This window comes from Pseudomonas sp. HLT2-19-2 (assembly GCF_054898005.1).
Window position 1 is genome coordinate 5749822 of sequence record NZ_CM142712.1, and the last position, 15787, is coordinate 5765608.

Annotated in this window: 14 protein-coding genes and 4 pseudogenes; 10 read left to right on the forward strand and 8 right to left on the reverse strand. The window is 56.9% G+C overall.

The features are described 5' to 3' along the window. The first annotated feature begins 106 nt into the window (after window positions 1-106). The 4 genes from ACYZTU_RS27070 (at window position 107) to ACYZTU_RS27085 (ending at window position 4644) form a co-directional block, all read left to right on the forward strand. Complete coding sequence (locus tag ACYZTU_RS27070) at window positions 107-1102, forward strand: ArsR/SmtB family transcription factor (RefSeq protein ID WP_461966825.1); 996 nt, start codon at window positions 107-109, stop codon at window positions 1100-1102. A gap of 18 nt (window positions 1103-1120) precedes the next feature. Next, window positions 1121-2311, forward strand: a complete 1191-nt coding sequence (gene metK / locus ACYZTU_RS27075; RefSeq protein WP_461966826.1) for a methionine adenosyltransferase — start codon at window positions 1121-1123, stop codon at window positions 2309-2311. Between the two features lie 159 nt (window positions 2312-2470). Continuing rightward, window positions 2471-4150, forward strand: coding sequence for an NAD-dependent DNA ligase LigB (gene ligB / locus ACYZTU_RS27080; RefSeq protein WP_461966827.1), 1680 nt, complete (start codon window positions 2471-2473; stop codon window positions 4148-4150). Between the two features lie 98 nt (window positions 4151-4248). Continuing rightward, on the forward strand, window positions 4249-4644 hold the full coding sequence (locus ACYZTU_RS27085; protein WP_461966828.1) for a DUF1090 domain-containing protein: 396 nt from the start codon (window positions 4249-4251) through the stop codon (window positions 4642-4644). 63 nt (window positions 4645-4707) lie between these two features. Here the strand turns inward: ACYZTU_RS27085 and ACYZTU_RS27090 are convergent, their stop codons facing one another. Continuing rightward, window positions 4708-5157, reverse strand: a complete 450-nt coding sequence (locus ACYZTU_RS27090) for a c-type cytochrome (RefSeq protein ID WP_282380646.1) — start codon at window positions 5155-5157, stop codon at window positions 4708-4710. 128 nt (window positions 5158-5285) lie between these two features. Between ACYZTU_RS27090 and mltA the strand changes: the two genes are divergently transcribed. Continuing rightward, window positions 5286-6458 (forward strand): murein transglycosylase A, encoded by a 1173-nt coding sequence (gene mltA / locus ACYZTU_RS27095; protein ID WP_461966830.1) that lies wholly within the window; start codon window positions 5286-5288, stop codon window positions 6456-6458. A gap of 45 nt (window positions 6459-6503) precedes the next feature. On the opposite strand, the gene ACYZTU_RS27100 is transcribed toward mltA, so the two are convergent. Together ACYZTU_RS27100 and ACYZTU_RS27105 are read right to left on the reverse strand one after the other, a co-directional pair. Beyond that, entirely contained in the window at window positions 6504-6887 is a 384-nt protein-coding gene (locus tag ACYZTU_RS27100) for an MAPEG family protein (protein WP_449645608.1), read from the reverse strand. Window positions 6888-6927: 40 nt separating this feature from the next. Next, window positions 6928-7761 carry an EamA family transporter gene (locus ACYZTU_RS27105; RefSeq protein WP_449645607.1) on the reverse strand — a complete coding sequence of 278 codons (834 nt, stop codon included), beginning with the start codon at window positions 7759-7761 and terminating at the stop codon, window positions 6928-6930. Between the two features lie 338 nt (window positions 7762-8099). Here ACYZTU_RS27105 and ACYZTU_RS27110 point away from each other — a divergent pair. Further along, a pseudogene (locus tag ACYZTU_RS27110) lies at window positions 8100-8466 on the forward strand (MFS transporter); the annotation flags it as partial. Window positions 8467-8553: 87 nt separating this feature from the next. On the opposite strand, the gene ACYZTU_RS27115 reads toward ACYZTU_RS27110, so the two are convergent. Then, complete coding sequence (locus tag ACYZTU_RS27115; RefSeq protein ID WP_461966832.1) at window positions 8554-9501, reverse strand: LysR family transcriptional regulator; 948 nt, start codon at window positions 9499-9501, stop codon at window positions 8554-8556. 464 nt (window positions 9502-9965) lie between these two features. On the opposite strand from ACYZTU_RS27115, the gene ACYZTU_RS27120 reads away from it, so the two are divergent. Both ACYZTU_RS27120 and ACYZTU_RS27125 read left to right on the forward strand, forming a co-directional pair. After that, complete coding sequence (locus tag ACYZTU_RS27120; RefSeq protein WP_461966834.1) at window positions 9966-10217, forward strand: hypothetical protein; 252 nt, start codon at window positions 9966-9968, stop codon at window positions 10215-10217. Between the two features lie 184 nt (window positions 10218-10401). Further along, window positions 10402-11313, forward strand: coding sequence for a DMT family transporter (locus ACYZTU_RS27125; protein ID WP_461966836.1), 912 nt, complete (start codon window positions 10402-10404; stop codon window positions 11311-11313). A 109-nt stretch (window positions 11314-11422) separates the two neighbouring features. On the opposite strand, the gene ACYZTU_RS27130 is transcribed toward ACYZTU_RS27125, so the two are convergent. From ACYZTU_RS27130 to ACYZTU_RS27140, 3 genes are all read right to left on the reverse strand, one after another. Then, window positions 11423-12304, reverse strand: coding sequence for a formate/nitrite transporter family protein (locus ACYZTU_RS27130; protein ID WP_461966838.1), 882 nt, complete (start codon window positions 12302-12304; stop codon window positions 11423-11425). Window positions 12305-12488: 184 nt separating this feature from the next. After that, window positions 12489-13757 carry an IS110 family RNA-guided transposase gene (locus ACYZTU_RS27135; RefSeq protein ID WP_461966247.1) on the reverse strand — a complete coding sequence of 423 codons (1269 nt, stop codon included), beginning with the start codon at window positions 13755-13757 and terminating at the stop codon, window positions 12489-12491. A gap of 355 nt (window positions 13758-14112) precedes the next feature. Next, window positions 14113-14490, reverse strand: a complete 378-nt coding sequence (locus tag ACYZTU_RS27140) for a DUF6124 family protein (protein ID WP_461966840.1) — start codon at window positions 14488-14490, stop codon at window positions 14113-14115. 419 nt (window positions 14491-14909) lie between these two features. Between ACYZTU_RS27140 and ACYZTU_RS27145 the strand changes: the two are divergent. Both ACYZTU_RS27145 and ACYZTU_RS27150 read left to right on the forward strand, forming a co-directional pair. Continuing rightward, window positions 14910-15020: pseudogene (locus ACYZTU_RS27145) on the forward strand (IS110 family transposase); the annotation flags it as partial. Then, window positions 15006-15342: pseudogene (locus ACYZTU_RS27150) on the forward strand (malonate transporter subunit MadM); the annotation flags it as partial. The pseudogenes ACYZTU_RS27145 and ACYZTU_RS27150, both read left to right, overlap by 15 nt. A 175-nt stretch (window positions 15343-15517) precedes the next feature. Here ACYZTU_RS27150 and ACYZTU_RS27155 read toward each other — a convergent pair. Next, a pseudogene (locus ACYZTU_RS27155) lies at window positions 15518-15658 on the reverse strand (LysR family transcriptional regulator); the annotation flags it as partial. Window positions 15659-15787 lie beyond the last annotated feature (129 nt).

The window sequence follows — 15787 nt, forward strand, 5'->3', positions numbered from 1 at the left end:
ATTTGTAGAGGACCCTTTCCCCGAGAAGTGCCATCTATCGAGCAATATCAAAACTTTTTGATATTGCTCTTGCGGTGATTTCTGACCGTCACTAGACTGCTGGCCTATGAATTTAAACGCACCTTCCATTCGACATGACGATTGCGATGAGCTGGCGGCCCTGTGCAAGGCCGGCGGCGATCCTCTTCGTCTGAATGTATTGCGCGCGCTGGCCAACGATTCGTTCGGCGTGCTGGAACTGGCGCAGATCTTCGGTATCGGTCAGTCCGGCATGAGTCACCACCTAAAGGTATTGTCCCAGGCCGATCTGGTGGCGACTCGCCGTGAAGGCAACGCGATTTTCTACCGCCGCGCCCTGCCCCACACCGACCTGCTGGGCGGCAAGCTGCACGCTGCGCTACTGGAAGAAGTGGACAACCTGACCCTGCCTGCCGAGGTGCAGTCGCGAATCGGTCAGGTCCATGGGCAACGAGCGGCGGCCAGCCAGGACTTTTTCTCACGGGTCGCGGAGAAGTTTCGCGCCCAGCAAGACTTGATCGCCGGCCTGCCGCAATACCGCGAAAGCGTGCTGGCGCTGCTCGACAAGCTGAGCTTCAGCGAAGGCGCCACGGCCATCGAAGTCGGCCCCGGAGACGGTGCATTTCTTCCGGAATTGGCGCGCCGCTTCACCCAGGTCACGGCGCTGGACAACAGCCCGGCGATGCTCGAACTGGCGCGCCAGGTCTGCGAACGTGAAACGCTGGCTAACGTCAGCCTGCAATTGGCCGATGCATTGAACGGTGTGAGCCTTCAAGCCGATTGCGTTGTACTGAACATGGTGCTGCACCATTTTGCCGCGCCGGCCGAAGCGCTCAAGCGCATGGCCGACTTGCTGCAACCAGGCGGTAGCCTGCTCGTGACAGAGTTATGTAGCCACAACCAGAGTTGGGCCAGGGAGGCCTGCGGTGATCTCTGGTTGGGGTTTGAACAGGACGATTTGGCCCGTTGGGCCACCGCTGCGGGACTCGCTCCCGGGGAAAGCCTCTATGTAGGCTTACGTAATGGTTTCCAGATCCAGGTTCGCCACTTTCAGCGACCGACTGGCGACACTCACCATCGGTAAATTCAGGAAAAAATCGAGATGAGCGAATACTCCCTCTTCACCTCCGAGTCCGTGTCTGAAGGGCATCCGGACAAAATCGCCGACCAGATTTCCGATGCGGTGCTGGACGCCATCATTGCTGAAGACAAATTCGCCCGTGTAGCGGTCGAGACGCTGGTTAAAACCGGCGTGGCAATCATCGCGGGTGAAGTCACCACGTCGGCCTGGGTCGATCTGGAAGAGATCGTGCGTAACGTCATTCTGGACATCGGCTACGACAGCTCCGATGTCGGCTTCGACGGCGCCACTTGCGGGGTGATGAACATCATCGGCAAGCAGTCCCCAGACATCAACCAAGGTGTCGACCGTGCCAAGCCTGAAGATCAAGGCGCCGGCGACCAGGGCCTGATGTTCGGCTACGCCAGCAACGAAACCGACGTGCTGATGCCAGCACCGATCACTTTCTCGCACCAGTTGGTTCAGCGTCAGGCCGAAGCCCGTAAATCCGGCCTGCTGCCTTGGCTGCGCCCGGACGCCAAGTCGCAAGTGACTTGCCGTTACGAAGGCGGCAAGGTTGTCGGTATCGACGCCGTTGTACTGTCAACCCAGCACAACCCTGACGTGTCCTACAAAGACCTGCGCGAAGGCGTGATGGAACTGATCGTCAAGCACGTACTGCCTGCCGAACTGCTGAGCAAAGACACCCAATTCCACATCAACCCGACCGGCCAGTTCATCATCGGCGGCCCGGTGGGCGACTGCGGCCTGACCGGTCGCAAGATCATCGTCGACAGCTACGGCGGCATGGCCCGTCACGGCGGCGGCGCGTTCTCCGGCAAAGATCCATCGAAGGTTGACCGTTCGGCCGCCTACGCCGGTCGTTACGTGGCCAAGAACATCGTGGCAGCCGGCCTGGCCGAGCGTTGCGAAATCCAGGTTTCCTACGCGATCGGTGTTGCTCAGCCGACGTCGATCTCGTTGAACACCTTCGGCACCGGCAAAATCAGCGACGACAAAATCGTCAAACTGGTTCGCGAAGTGTTCGACCTGCGTCCATACGCAATCACCACCATGCTCGACCTGCTGCACCCGATGTACCAGGAAACCGCTGCGTACGGCCACTTCGGTCGTACCCCGGCCACCAAGACTGTGGGCGAAGACACGTTCACCACCTTCACCTGGGAAAAGACCGACCGCGCCGATTCCTTGCGCGCTGCTGCCGGCCTGTAAGACTTCCCCAGCGGTACCAAAAGCCCCGCACGGTTCGCCGTGCGGGGCTTTTTATTGCCCGCAGTCCGAGTGCCGACACACGCTGAAAAACAGCCGGCCTGCTCATCCGAAAAATCCGTCCTAGCCTTCAAGCATTCCACTTGAGCAAGGACGCTCACGATGCTGCTCAACCTGCGCGTGTTTTTCGGTTTTCTACTGATAGCTTTCTGCCTGACCACCCACGCTGCCGAGTGCCCCGACTGGCCACCCTCACGCGCCCTGGACGAAGTCTCGTCACTGCAAAAACAAATCGACCTTTGGGACGACAGCTATCACCGGGAAGGCCGCTCATTGGTCGCCGACGAACTCTACGATCAGTCCCGTGTGCGACTGACCGAATGGCGCAGCTGTTTCGACCTGGGCCAATCCGCGGAACCGTTACGCACCGCGGGCGGCACGATTGCTCACCCCATCGCCCACACCGGCCTGGAAAAACTCCACGATGGTCGCGCCGTCGAAGACTGGCTAACAGGTCGGAGTGATGTCTGGATTCAGCCAAAAATCGACGGCGTAGCGGTGACGCTGATCTACCGCAAGGGCCTACTGACTCAGGCAATCAGTCGGGGTGACGGGATAAATGGCCAGGACTGGACGGCTTCGGCGCGCCAGATCGCCGCCATCCCCCAACAATTGCCACAACCGCTGGACCTACTGCTGCAAGGTGAACTCTATTTGCGCCTGACCGACCACATACAGGCCCAGGCCGGCAGCCTCAATGCACGCGCTACAATGGCCGGCTTGATGGCCCGTAAGAAATTGAGCACTGAGCAAGCCGCCGGGATCGGCCTGTTTGTTTGGGACTGGCCGCAAGGCCCGGCCAGTTTGCCCGCCCGCGTCGCGACCCTGGATGAGTTGGGTTTCCCGAGCTCCGCACCTTACAGTCACTCGATCAAGGTATTCGCCGATGCCGAACGCTGGCGAGATCACTGGTATCGCTCGCCCCTGCCCTTCGCCAGTGATGGGATTGTCCTGCGCCAGGGTCAGCGTCCACTCGCCGAGCGCTGGCAGGCCAAACCACCTTATTGGAGCGTCGCCTGGAAATACCCTTTTGCTCAGGCGCTGGCCGAGGTGCGCAAGGTCCACTTCAACATTGGACGGACCGGACGGATCACGCCGGTCCTGGAACTGACGCCGGTAATGCTTGATGACCGGCAGATCAAGCGAGTCAGTGTGAGCTCACTGCAACGCTGGGAAATGCTGGATATCCGGCCTGGAGACCAGGTCGCCATCAGCCTGGCAGGCCTGACCATTCCAAGGCTCGACGGTGTCATGCTGCGCAGTACCGAACGCGCTGAATTGAGCGTGCCGCTGGCTGAGGACTTTCATCATTTGAGTTGCTGGCAGCCGACACCGGGGTGCGAAAGCCAATTCCTCGCCCGACTGACCTGGCTCAGCGGCAAGCAGGGACTGGCTTTGCCACATGTTGGCCCTGGCACCTGGGAGAAACTTTTCGAAACAGGCCACCTGAATGGCCTGCTGGATTGGTTGACCCTCGATGCTCAAGAGCTTGCTAACATCAACGGCTTCGGCGAACGCAGCAGTGCTCGTCTTTTGAACAGCTTCAACAGTGCCCGGCAACGCCCATTCGCTCGCTGGCTCAAGGCCTTGGGTTTGCCACCGACGGGCCAAGCACGCCTCGCCAACTCATGGCAGGAGCTGGCGCAACGAAGCACCGAAAAATGGCAGGCAGAACCTGGCATCGGCCCGGGACGCGCAGCGCAGTTGAGCGCATTTTTCCGCGACCCGCAGGTCCTGGCCTTGAGTGAAACATTACGTGTTGCCGGGATTGACGGTTTTTAACAACGGGTGATGCCCACCAACCCGGAACCCAATGGCGCCACCGGGCTCAAACACCCCATCGCCACATCGACCCGATTGTCTTTTCACATGGAGCCTTTATGAAACTTCTTTCACCGTTCGCCCTGTTGACCCTTTGCAGCGTGATGGCCACTCCACTGATGGCCGCCGAAGAAGCTCCAGGGCTGACCGGCTGCGCCGCGAAGAAGCAGGGCATCATCAACCAGATTGAACTGGCCAAGTCTCACGGTAATGCTGATCAGCAGGCAGGACTTGAAAGAGCCCTGAGCGAAGTCACTGCTCATTGCACCGACGCTTCCCTGAAGAAAGAACGGGAGAACAAAGTGCTGGACGCCAAGCACGAAGTCAGCTCGCGTCAGGCTGATCTCGACAAGGCAATGAAGAAAGGCGACGCCGAGAAGATCAACAAGCGCAAAGACAAACTCGCCGAGTCCCGCAAGGAATTGCAGGACGCACTCGACGAGTTGGATAAGTGATCGTTCTCACGCTCTGCGTGGGAATGCAGCCATGGACGCTCCGCGTCCACCTCTGAGCTGAGATCAATGATCCCGAAACTCTTTATGGCACGCACTACAGGCATCTTCGACTTTCTGCACTGCCGGGCCCAGGTTACTGGCCTTGTAAGGCTGAACCTTGCTGGCAATCACCAATTCACCGGTGGCGGCTTCAAGGGTGCGGACCATTTCCTGAAAGCGTGCCTGCTGCTGCCACACATTGTCCTTGGCGCTGGTGTGATCTTCTTCGCGCACCTGCGGAAAATGTTTCCAGGGTTCATGGGACAACGCGTCGAGTTTAACGGCGCCATCAGCGAATTTCGGACCGTCAAATGGAATGCGACCACGCAACATGCCACCCAGGTCTTCGCCGGTCTTGAGCATTTGCTTGAAGATTGCCTTGCGCTGACCCAGCGGCGAGTTGGGGTCGACACCACCGCAGGCGGACAGCGTCAGGCAGGCCAGCAATACAACAGAAAGTCTTTTGAGAGTCATGGTGGCTTCAGGTCACGGGAAACGGCGGCCAGTATCCTCGCGTCATCGGCAAAGACCAATAGCCCTATTATCAATACGGGTTGTTTGAGCGCATGGAGCACTCAGGCAACCAGCAAAGGAATTACTCCATGAACAGCCGTTTCAAGGCATGGCGTCACAACCTCGCCTGGACCCTTCCGATGGTGGCCGTGCTCGCGGGCTGCACCGGTGGCGACAACAACAAACCAAAAACCCACGCACTGGCCACCTACTCCAGCGCCACGTGGGAAGCCCTTCCGACAGTGTCCGACAACGACCTGGTGGCCGGCTTCGGCTCGTGGCGCAGCGCTTGCACCCGACTCAAAGCCGACCCGGTCTGGGGCTCGACGTGTGCGGCTGCCGCCAACGTGCCGCAAACCGCCAACGACATTCGTGGCTTCCTCAAGCAGAACCTCGACGTCTACGGCCTGCGCGCCGCCAATGACAATCCCAACGGCTTGATCACCGGTTATTACGAGCCGGTCTACCCCGGCAGCCTGACCCAGACTGAAGTGGCGAACATCCCGGTGTACGGCGTACCCGAAGACATGATCATCGTCTCCCTGGACAGCATTTACCCGGAACTCAAAGGCAAACGCCTGCGTGGACGACTCGAAGGTCGCGTGCTCAAGCCTTACGACGATGCGGCAACGATTGAAACCAAAGGGGTCAAGGCACCGGTTATTGCCTGGCTGACCGACCCGATGAATCTTCAATTTCTGCAAATTCAGGGCTCGGGCCGCATTCGACTCGACGACGGCCGTCAATTGCGCATTGCGTATGCCGACCAGAACGGTCACCCCTATCGACCCATCGGCCGCTGGTTGGTCGAGCAGGGCGAGCTGAAAAAAGAAGAAGTGACCATGGGCGCAATCAGCCATTGGGCCAAGGCCAATCCGACGCGCATTCCGGAACTGTTGGGCAGCAACCCCAGCTACGTGTTCTTCACCCGTAACCCGGACAGCAACGAAGGGCCTCGTGGCTCGCTGAACGTACCGCTGACCGCAGGCTATAGCGCGGCGGTGGATCGCAAAGTGATTCCGCTGGGCAGCTTGTTATGGTTATCGACTACTAAACCGGACGGTACCGCACTGGTACGCCCGGTAGCCGCTCAAGACACTGGCGGCGCGATTGCCGGCGAAGTCCGTGCGGACCTGTTCTGGGGCACGGGCGATGCGGCCGGGCAATTGGCCGGCGACATGAAACAGCAGGGGCAGATCTGGATGCTCTGGCCTAAAGGCGCAGCCCTGCCTCAAGTGCCTCAGGTGACCGACAAGCTTTAAAGTCAAAAGATCGCTGGCTTCGCCAGCGATCTTTTGAGCTTGCTCTTAAACAGAAACCACAAAGAAACTGACGATCAACCCCATCCCCACCAACCACACCAGCGACCGCAAAATCGCCCAGTCCGCCAAGTAGCAAATGATGTACAGCAGCCGGCTGGTGATAAACAACACCGACAGCACATTGATCGTCACCAGTTCGGCATTGCCGGCCAGGTGCGCAACGATCACCGCCGCCGCGAACGCGGGAATCACTTCAAGACTGTTCAGATGCGCCGCATACGCGCGTCGGCCAAAACCATTCAGTGACTCGAGAAAGTCACGGGGGTCATGGTTGTCTTTCGGCCTGAACCCGCCACTGACCCTGGCGATGCCCGTGCAAATATAGGGCAGGAAAATCGCGATCAAAATGCACCACAGAGCAACCGTCATAACGCAATCCCTTCTTCAAGTTTCAAGAGTCGAGCTCCAGTCAAAACTTCATCACCAGCATGCCGATCAGCACCAGCCCACAGGCTAAGAGCCGCGGCCTGCCGAAAGGTTCTTTCAAGTAACGCATGCCGAACAGCACCACCAGAATCACGCTGATCTCGCGCAATGCCGCCGCTTCAGCAATCGAGCCCAGCTGCATGGCCCACAGCACCAGAGCGTAGCTGAACAACACGCAAAACCCGACCGCCAACCCCAGTCGCCACTGCTCGCGCCAGAACAACATGAAAGCCGGTCGCTTGCGCACCAGAGCCAGCAACGGGAACGGCCAGGCGCTGAGCAACGTGACCCACACCAGGTAATCCAGCGGATGCGACCAGCGTCGCAACGCCTGGCCGTCGATGAAGGTGTAGCAGCCGATGCACAAACCGATCAACGCCACCACCGGCAGCATCGACCACGGTAAACGCGCACCGCCGCCGCCCTGCCAGAGCAGGCACAGCATGCCGAACGGGATCAGCAGAATCCCGAAGATCTGCTGGCTCGTCAGCACTTCCCCGGCAAAAATTAGCGTCAGCGCCAGCACCACCAGTGGCGACAAGCCACGCATCAACGGGTAGACCAACCCGAGGTCGCCGACCCGGTACGCCTGAATCAGCAGATAGCGATAGAGCAACTCGAACGCCGCCGACGCCAAAATCCACGGCCAGATCTCCATGGGCGGCACGTTCACGAACGGCAGCATCACCGCGACAAACAACATCGCCACGCTGTCCATGCAGGCCACCACCAACAATCGTTCCGCACTGAATTTGATCAGGGTATTCCACGCCGCGTGCAACAGCGCCGCTACTAACACCAGTGCTGTGGCAAGCACGTCACACTCCTTTATATATTTTTGTTCCCTACGGGAAGCGCCCAGATAATTGATTCGCCATATGTCAGCAGCTGTTTATACTGCAAGCGACCACGCCGCACTCAGTTGCGCACAGACTAATTCCAATAATTTCTGCCCCCGCCCACTCTCGTCGAGAACGGGCGTCGCCTTGCTTGCCCTCGCTGTTGCCGCGTTCGGCATCGACACCACTGAATTCGTCATCATGGGTTTGCTGCCCGATGTCGCCCGCGACCTCGCCGTGAGCATTCCCCACGCTGGCCTGCTGATCACCGGCTACGCACTGGGCGTGGTGTTCGGTGCGCCGATCCTCGCGGTCGGCGTTGGGCATGAGCGTGCTGGCGTCAACCAGCCTGTTCAGCGTCTTCACTTACATTGCCCCCATCCTGCAAGACATCACCGGCGTCAGCCCGCATGGCGTGACCATCATGTTGTTGTTATTGGGTGTGGGGTTGACCGCGGGCAGCATGCTCGGTGGTCGACTGGCGGACAGCCGTTGTTGCCTTCACTGGTCGGCATGGCGCTGGCCGCCGGGGCGTGGATTGGCGGGCTGGTAGTCGCCAGTGGCGCCGACTTCGCGGACTTGCGTGGACTGGCGCGCTGGTCAGTGGTTTGACCGTACTGACGGCGATTTTTTACATCTACCTGCAACGCCGAACTACAGCGACGGTCAATGTTTCCAGCTAAATTGCTGCCTCACTGTCAACCGCAAGATGTTCAGCCCTCAACATCAAGCACACGCCTCTCTGGTCTGCGTAGCATCGGTCATAAAATCTATTGCAGGATTGGGAGGATTGGCATTTCTGGCCAGTCCAGATGCGACGATGACCGGATGCGGTCAACGAGATATTGAGAACCTCGATCTGCCGCGAGCTCCGAGGAAATGATTTTGAATAAAGCGGTTAATTGTTCGGAGTGGGAGCAACCACCGCGTAGATAGATACCGATTTTGACAGGATCAGTAGACGGCAAGCCCTCTTGCGCACCCAAGATACGAACCGACGTCATATTAACGCTGTACTTCAGCATGAACGATATTCCGATACCCGCTGAAACCGCAGAACTAATTGCATTCAGGTTAACGCTGCTCAATACCACTCGCCAAGGGATGCCATGATCATCGAGTTTTTTGAGAGCCTGATCTTGCCAGGGACAACTACTTCCAAAAGCGATAATCGGTATTTCCTGCCCTCTGGGCAGTTCAAATCCATTGGCCGCGACCCAAACCAGATCCTCATCCCATACAATCTTCGGGAGGGCATCAATAGAGGTGGGGTCGGCAATGACGATTTCCAGTTTTGACTCATTGAGCAGTTTGGATAACGTTTTGCTGTCGTAGACGATGATTTCCAGTCGAACGCTTGGATGAGACTTGGTGAAGCGCTCCAGGACCTTGGGTAACGCCCCTACCGCTATGTCCTCCAACATCCCGATCCGGATGGTTTCCACTTGGCTCATGGACTCCATCAAACGCTTAACTTCTTCGCTAAGGCTCAGCATTTTGATGGCATAAGGCAGAAGCGCACTACCCGCCGCAGTGGTTACGATGCCTTTGGGTGATCGCTCCAGCAGCTTTACACCCATATCGTCTTCAAGCCGTTTGAGCTGCAGACTCAAAGCAGCCTGGGTCCTGTGGAGGGTGATCGCCGCTTTACTGAAATTGCCCGCTTCTAGAATCGTCACGAACGTACGAAGAAGATCATTACTCACATCAAGCTTCATACTTCCGCCCCTGGATTGCATTGCTCCTGCCCGCGAGCATACACGAATCACGAGCCCGCTGGGCCGCCCGCCGAACGCGTGATGCGCGCCCCGATTCGCCTCATAAATATTGCTAATACTTTGATAAGAATTACTTGATCGAATTATCACAAGGGACGCGAGTATTGTTCGCTCTGCTTCAGTAAGAGCAAAGGATGGAAGCACCGGCACTGGACTAGACCGACTTACCGAGCACGGACCTGGATGCACCTCTAACTGCGATTAGTTTAAATCTATTTTCAGCCTGGTGAGCTATTGCCGCCACTGACTGACTTCCGGGGTAGACTGGGTCATATATTGCTGAGCGCGCCAACTCGATAAGAGCTAAATGCGAACATGAGTGAAGCGCTAAGCCTGATAGCCCAAGCTATCCATTTATCACCAGCCAATAGTCGTGCCTAGCCTACACGCTCCAGAGCGAATTCATGAGCATAGTAATTATCAACAGATGGAACGACCAGTTTTCTTGCTACAGCAACTATATTGATCACTCTGTTCATAACATTGTCTATATCAGCACTCGTAACAACCTGATGCATCTTGAAACTTCGTCAGCAAAAAGAATCGTCCTAGCTGATGACATTACCGATTTTGCGGGTCTGATCGAAGCAGTCAAGGAATCCATCAGCACCTTGGGCAACGTTGATCGACTCATTGCGTTGCAGAGTTTGATCTGATCAGTGCTGCCCAATTACGGGAACACATTAATATCCAAGTTAACTTCCCGGATCAAGTAGCCAAATTTCGCGATAAAGTGGTGATGAAGCAGACCATTCTCGCGGCGGGGCTAAAAGCCCCGGCGTACTCGATGTCGTCGACACTGCTGAGAAAACCAAATTACGAATTTATAGAGAATGCAACATGAACCCCAAGCTCAGAACCCCTTTGTATGGCGCACTCTTTGCCTTAAGTGCTGCTGCACTAAACGCTACGATAGGCACTTTTAGTAAAGTACTTATGTATCACGGGCTATCGCCGAGCACGATTGCATTTTGCAAAACACTGATCGGGGCTTTGATTCTGATCGTACTCATGCCATTACTTAAGACGAAATCAACAAGCTCTAAGTGGTATCAGGTTGCAGTCTGTGCCTTCTTCGGAATATTCGTCATGTATATGTTTGAAACCAAAGCGTATGGATTCGACTCCGCCGCTAACGTGGTCGTGGCGCTGATGGCGTCAGCCTGCATTACCACCATCGTCTTGGGCAGAATTTTCTTGGGCGAAGAAATTCGTGTTGCTACCGTTATCGGCGCACTGCTCGCCATCTCGGGACTGTCAGTTATTTTAGGTACCAAGTTTAGTTTGGGATTCAACGCTACCGGTACGCTTCTGGCGATAGGCGCAGGTGCGGGATACGGCCTCTTCTCAATTATCATGAAAAAAACCGGACTGGAGGGAGGACTGATTCTTACTCGGCAAATGCTGATCTATGGCAGTGTATTTTTGTTTATTCCCGTTGCCATCGAACAACCTGCTTCTTTTGATTTGAGCTACACCGTGATCGGCTGTTTATTGGGGCTTGCGGTTCTTCCGACGATCCTGGGGTTTTATTGCACGACCAAAGCCATTCAGTACCTTACGCCATCAAAAGTCCAGATTATCGAGCTGAGTGAACCCATTTTCGCAGCGCTTATGGCACTTGTCTTTCTACGTGAACTGCCAGGATTTTCCACCTGTTTGGGTGGTGCCATAATAATTATGGGCATATCGATTGCTAACGGTTTGCTCCGCTTGCCGGTACGCGAACGGTCTAGAGTTCCCGTTGTTTAGTTGATGCTGGCAACCGTTAATGCGATGAGTCATTAATCCGCAGCTGCCAGGCTAGTTTGCATCTTGGCTGAAACAACCTGCGCCGGCTGCACAGGTTAAGCACCGCCGATTATTTTTTGACCTGTGGATTAACGGACTCCTGATCCCTGGTCTGCTTCGGCGGCCCGCTCTCGCTACGAATCTGTGCATGGCTGATCAGGGCGAAGATGAAGCTGCCGCCGATGATGTTCCCCGCCAGCGTCGGCCCGGCGAACACCAGCCAGAAATCCCTCCACGGCAACTCGCCGGCGAACACCAGATACGAGACCTCGGCGGAGCCAACCACGATGTGGGTGAAATCCCCCAGTGCCATGAGGTACGTGATGAGGATGATGATCCACATCTTGGCGCTCTCCATGGACGGAATCATCCAGACCATGGTGGCGATCATCCAGCCCGACACAATGCCTTTGGCGAACATCTGGCTGGCACTGTTCTCCATGATCTTGCGCCCGATATCGAGGAAGGCCAGGTCGGTCTTGCTGTCGAAAATCGGCAGATGCAGCATCACATACGCCACCAGCAAAGTGCCGCAGAGGTTGCCCACCAGCACCACCGACCACAGGCGCAGCAACCGTCCGAAATTGTTCAGCGTGGGCTTGGTCATGACCGGCAGCACAGCCGTCAACGTGTTTTCGGTGAACAATTGCTGACGGGCGAGAATGACCGCAAGAAAGCCTGCGCAGTAACCGAAACTGGCGATCACCTTGAAGCCTTCGCCGTCTGGTAGACGGGAATTGAGCAGTCCCATGGCCATCAGCGACAGGCCCATAGTCAGGCCGGCAGCGAGCGCCGACCACCATAGCGCGGCGACGCTGCGTTCAAGCTCCTGATCGCCCTGAGTGCGGATGATTTCATGCAGAACAGCAGCGCGCGGGGGCTGGCTCTTATCGACGTCGTGCTTCTCTTGCGCCGAGAGGTTCGGGGTTTTGCCGTCTTTTTGCGTGTCCATATAGCTCCGGAACCTGTGGCGTGTCATGTAGGTACGACACGCGCGGTTCGAAGCTGTTCACTGACCACCGAAACGAAACCGGTTCTGTAGGAGCGAGCGGTGCGGCGTTCCGACTTGCCCGCGAAGGGTTCGCCTCGGTTTTGGCGGTGACGCAAATGACGCCTTCACGCCCTGAGCCTTTCCGTCAACACGATGTTGCTGTGTCCGGCTCGCTGATCAAAGGCGAGCCGTGCCGTAGCAAGGTCTGTAAATAAACGTTTTCGTCGTACACGGTGCTGGTCTTCCAGCACCGATAAACGATCCGGATCCACTTGAACGCCAGAGCCCTGAGGGCTGCTTGGTAAGAGCTGCCTTTGGCCCTTTGCTGGCGATAATACGCCTCTGCCCACACCGATTGATTGATGCTGTGGGCAGCCCACTCAACAAAGGTCTGGCGCAAAAAAGTTGCGCATTGATAGCGCCAGTGGACGACTTTTTTCTTGCCACTGCGTTCGGTGACCGGGGCAATCCCGGCATATCGCTGCACCGCACTGGCATCCTTGAAGCGATCACGCTGCTCACCAAAGGCGACCATCAACCGTGGTGCAAGCTGCTGTCCCGCGCCGGGCAAGGCCTTGAAGAGTCGGTAGTCGGCCAGGGTGTTGGCAGTTTTTTCGATCTCCCGATCAAAGTCTTTGATCGCCGTGATGATCCCTTTCAGTTGCGAGACCAGGGCCAGCACATACAGCGCTGAAGGACTGACCACGCCTGGATCTTCAGTCAACGGCATGGCTTTGGCGATCAACGCCAAACGCTGCTGATTGAGCTCGGCATGGCGAACATTATGCGCGTGAAGGAACTTCAAAACGCTGGCCGGCCGAGCGCGCTTAAGCGTTTCAAAGGTCGACCAGCGCGCCAGAAATTCACAAAAAACCAGCGTGTCATGGTCATGAAACAGCTCCAGGGCCAACGGGTAGTACTGTTTGAGCATGCACACCAGACGGTTGCTGATCTTGACCCGGTCATCGACCAATCCGCGGCGATGTTCGGTCAGGCTGGCGAGCGAACGCATGGCGGAGCTTTGCTGGACCAGTTGAGGAAACCGTTCGGGGTGATTCAGCAACAGCTCAAGCGCCCATTGAGCATCCGTTGGATCATCCTTGGCGCCACTGGGGACGAAGGTTTTACGGTGCCGGGCCAAGGTGCTCGGATTGATCGGAAAGATACAAAAAAACTCATATTTTTGCAGAGCCGCTATCAGTGGGCCTTTGTTCAACTCCACGGCGATCGCGATCGGGCCACCGTAACGTTGATGCAGCGACCTGGCCCAGCGATCAATCGACTCGGGCTTATGGTCAATGACCTCGAAACTGCGCTGAGCCTCTCCAGCTATCTGCAAACAGGTGTCGTGCTTGGTGTCTGCCCAATCAATTCCGATATAAGCAGTGAAACTCTGAGACAGGAGCGTTTGCATGGAACACCTCAACAGGCGCTAAAGTACATGCAGGGACATGCATGCTTGCGTCCAGCGAAGGCGATATAGAGAGCCGTGTCGGGCTTTCCCTGAGAATTCGTTAGAGGGCGCAAGCGCACCTGTGGACTCGAAGGTGATGGCGTAATCATCGAGTGCTGCGCGGGCATATTCGTAGCCCACAGGTGCATGTTCCTTCCTCGCCGACAACCGACTTCCAGCGAATATCAGTATGGAAGAGAAAGGAACGGACTACCTATATCGCGGGCAAGCCTCGCTCCTACAGGTTTTGTGCAGTCCTTGTAGGAGCGAGGCTTGCCCGCGATAGGCGGTCTTCAATTTACCGAAGACCTCACTGCTAAATCCTGGGCTGAGCCTTCATCTGCGCCGACTCGTGATGATCCAGCGCCCGTTCCACCAACAACTGCACACCATCGGCCATTCGGCTGAGCGCCAGGGCTACCGAGCGGCGCGAGCCTTCCACATCGTCCGCCAGATCGGCCGCGATGGCGCTGATGGACAGCAGGTCTTCGGAGGCGTTGGCAAGAAGGGCTTCGGTGTCGATATCGGGGGAGACGCTGAAGAGGTGATGTTTGCGGCGCTTGCCCGGTTTTTCGTGGAGTGGCGGGAAGTAATGGGGGAAGGCGCGGTCGGCGGCTTCCTTGAGTTTTTCGGCTTCGAGGGATGCTTCGGAACCGGTGTCGGTTTCCGGCGGGTTGGGAGTTGGTTTGAACATGGCAAAGATCCTTGTAGTGATGGAGCTGCCGTTTTTCGTTTTCCAGACGAAAAGGGTGGCAGCTGTACGCGGACTGGAAAAACCGAGAAAGGATCCAACCCGGCAGACCCGAAGGTCTCCCACGCACAGCCGCCATAACTTAGAACTACGGAGCAAAAAAACCGCCGCATTATGTCATGTGCATTGATCCTGTTCTTCGGGTTTTCCAGACCCGATCGCTGAATTGGCAGCGACCCGGAAACGATAAAGATCAACGCAAAACCGCACCAGTCAGCGGGTTCTGGCATTGCTGTAGGCCGCGACGCCAGACTGCGTAGCCTCTCACCACTTCTTCGGACAAGTTTTTAAACACAAAACCTCAACGGACTGGCGAAGCTGTCCAAATGTTGAAGACTCCCAAAAGGGGGGCGAATTTAGGCCAACTGGCTCACAACTCTGCGATGGCAGCGTGTCGCTCACCCAGATGGAAACCGTTTTACGAGTCGTACCTGGCTAGAAGCTTCTCGAAAACTCAGGCTTTGACGTACATAGTCGGTCCCGGTGACGGGTGCGGCGATTGGCGACGCCAGTTCGGATGTGGTCGCGTTGTCGATTGCCACCGGGTTGATCAAGGCGATTCTGGTGATGGTCGGCACACCGATGGCGGCGCGCTGGATGGGGCTGGGTAACCCGCGCTCGGCGATGGTGTTTGGCGGGTTGGCTGAGACTGTCAGCGGTGTGACGGCGGGGTTGGCGGCGACGGATCGGCAGTTGGTGCCTTATAGCGCGTTAACGGCGACGTTTCATACCGGGCTTGGGTGCTTGCTTGGGCCTTCGTTGTTGTACTTCATTGTTCGTGGGATTGTCGGTTAGGTCTCAAAAACCACCCCTCACCCTCTCCCCAAAGGGGCGAGGGGACTGACCGAGGTGTTCTTGGAGCTGCATCGACCTGAAAATCCTGTGTCGAACTCAGGTCTTGAAACCATAAAGATCGGCTCCCTCTCCCCCTCTCCCCTATGGGGAGAGGGCTGGGGTGAGGGGTGGTTCCGATATTGAGCTCGCTGCGGCGGATCTTCAGGCCCATGATCAGCTGCGGCACCGTCTTCATTGTCTTCACCGCCAGCGAATACAGCGAGCCCAGCTTGAAGCGCTCGGCGGAGAAACCGGCGGCTTCGCGGGTCAGGCGCCAATTCTCAAAGATCACGCCTGACGGAAGTCAGCACCAGAAATAATCTGCGATCACCCCTCCCCACAGCCAGCGTTAGTCTCGAGACAGAAAACTGGTAGTTCTGTCAGGTGCGGCTGCCTCGTAACTGTT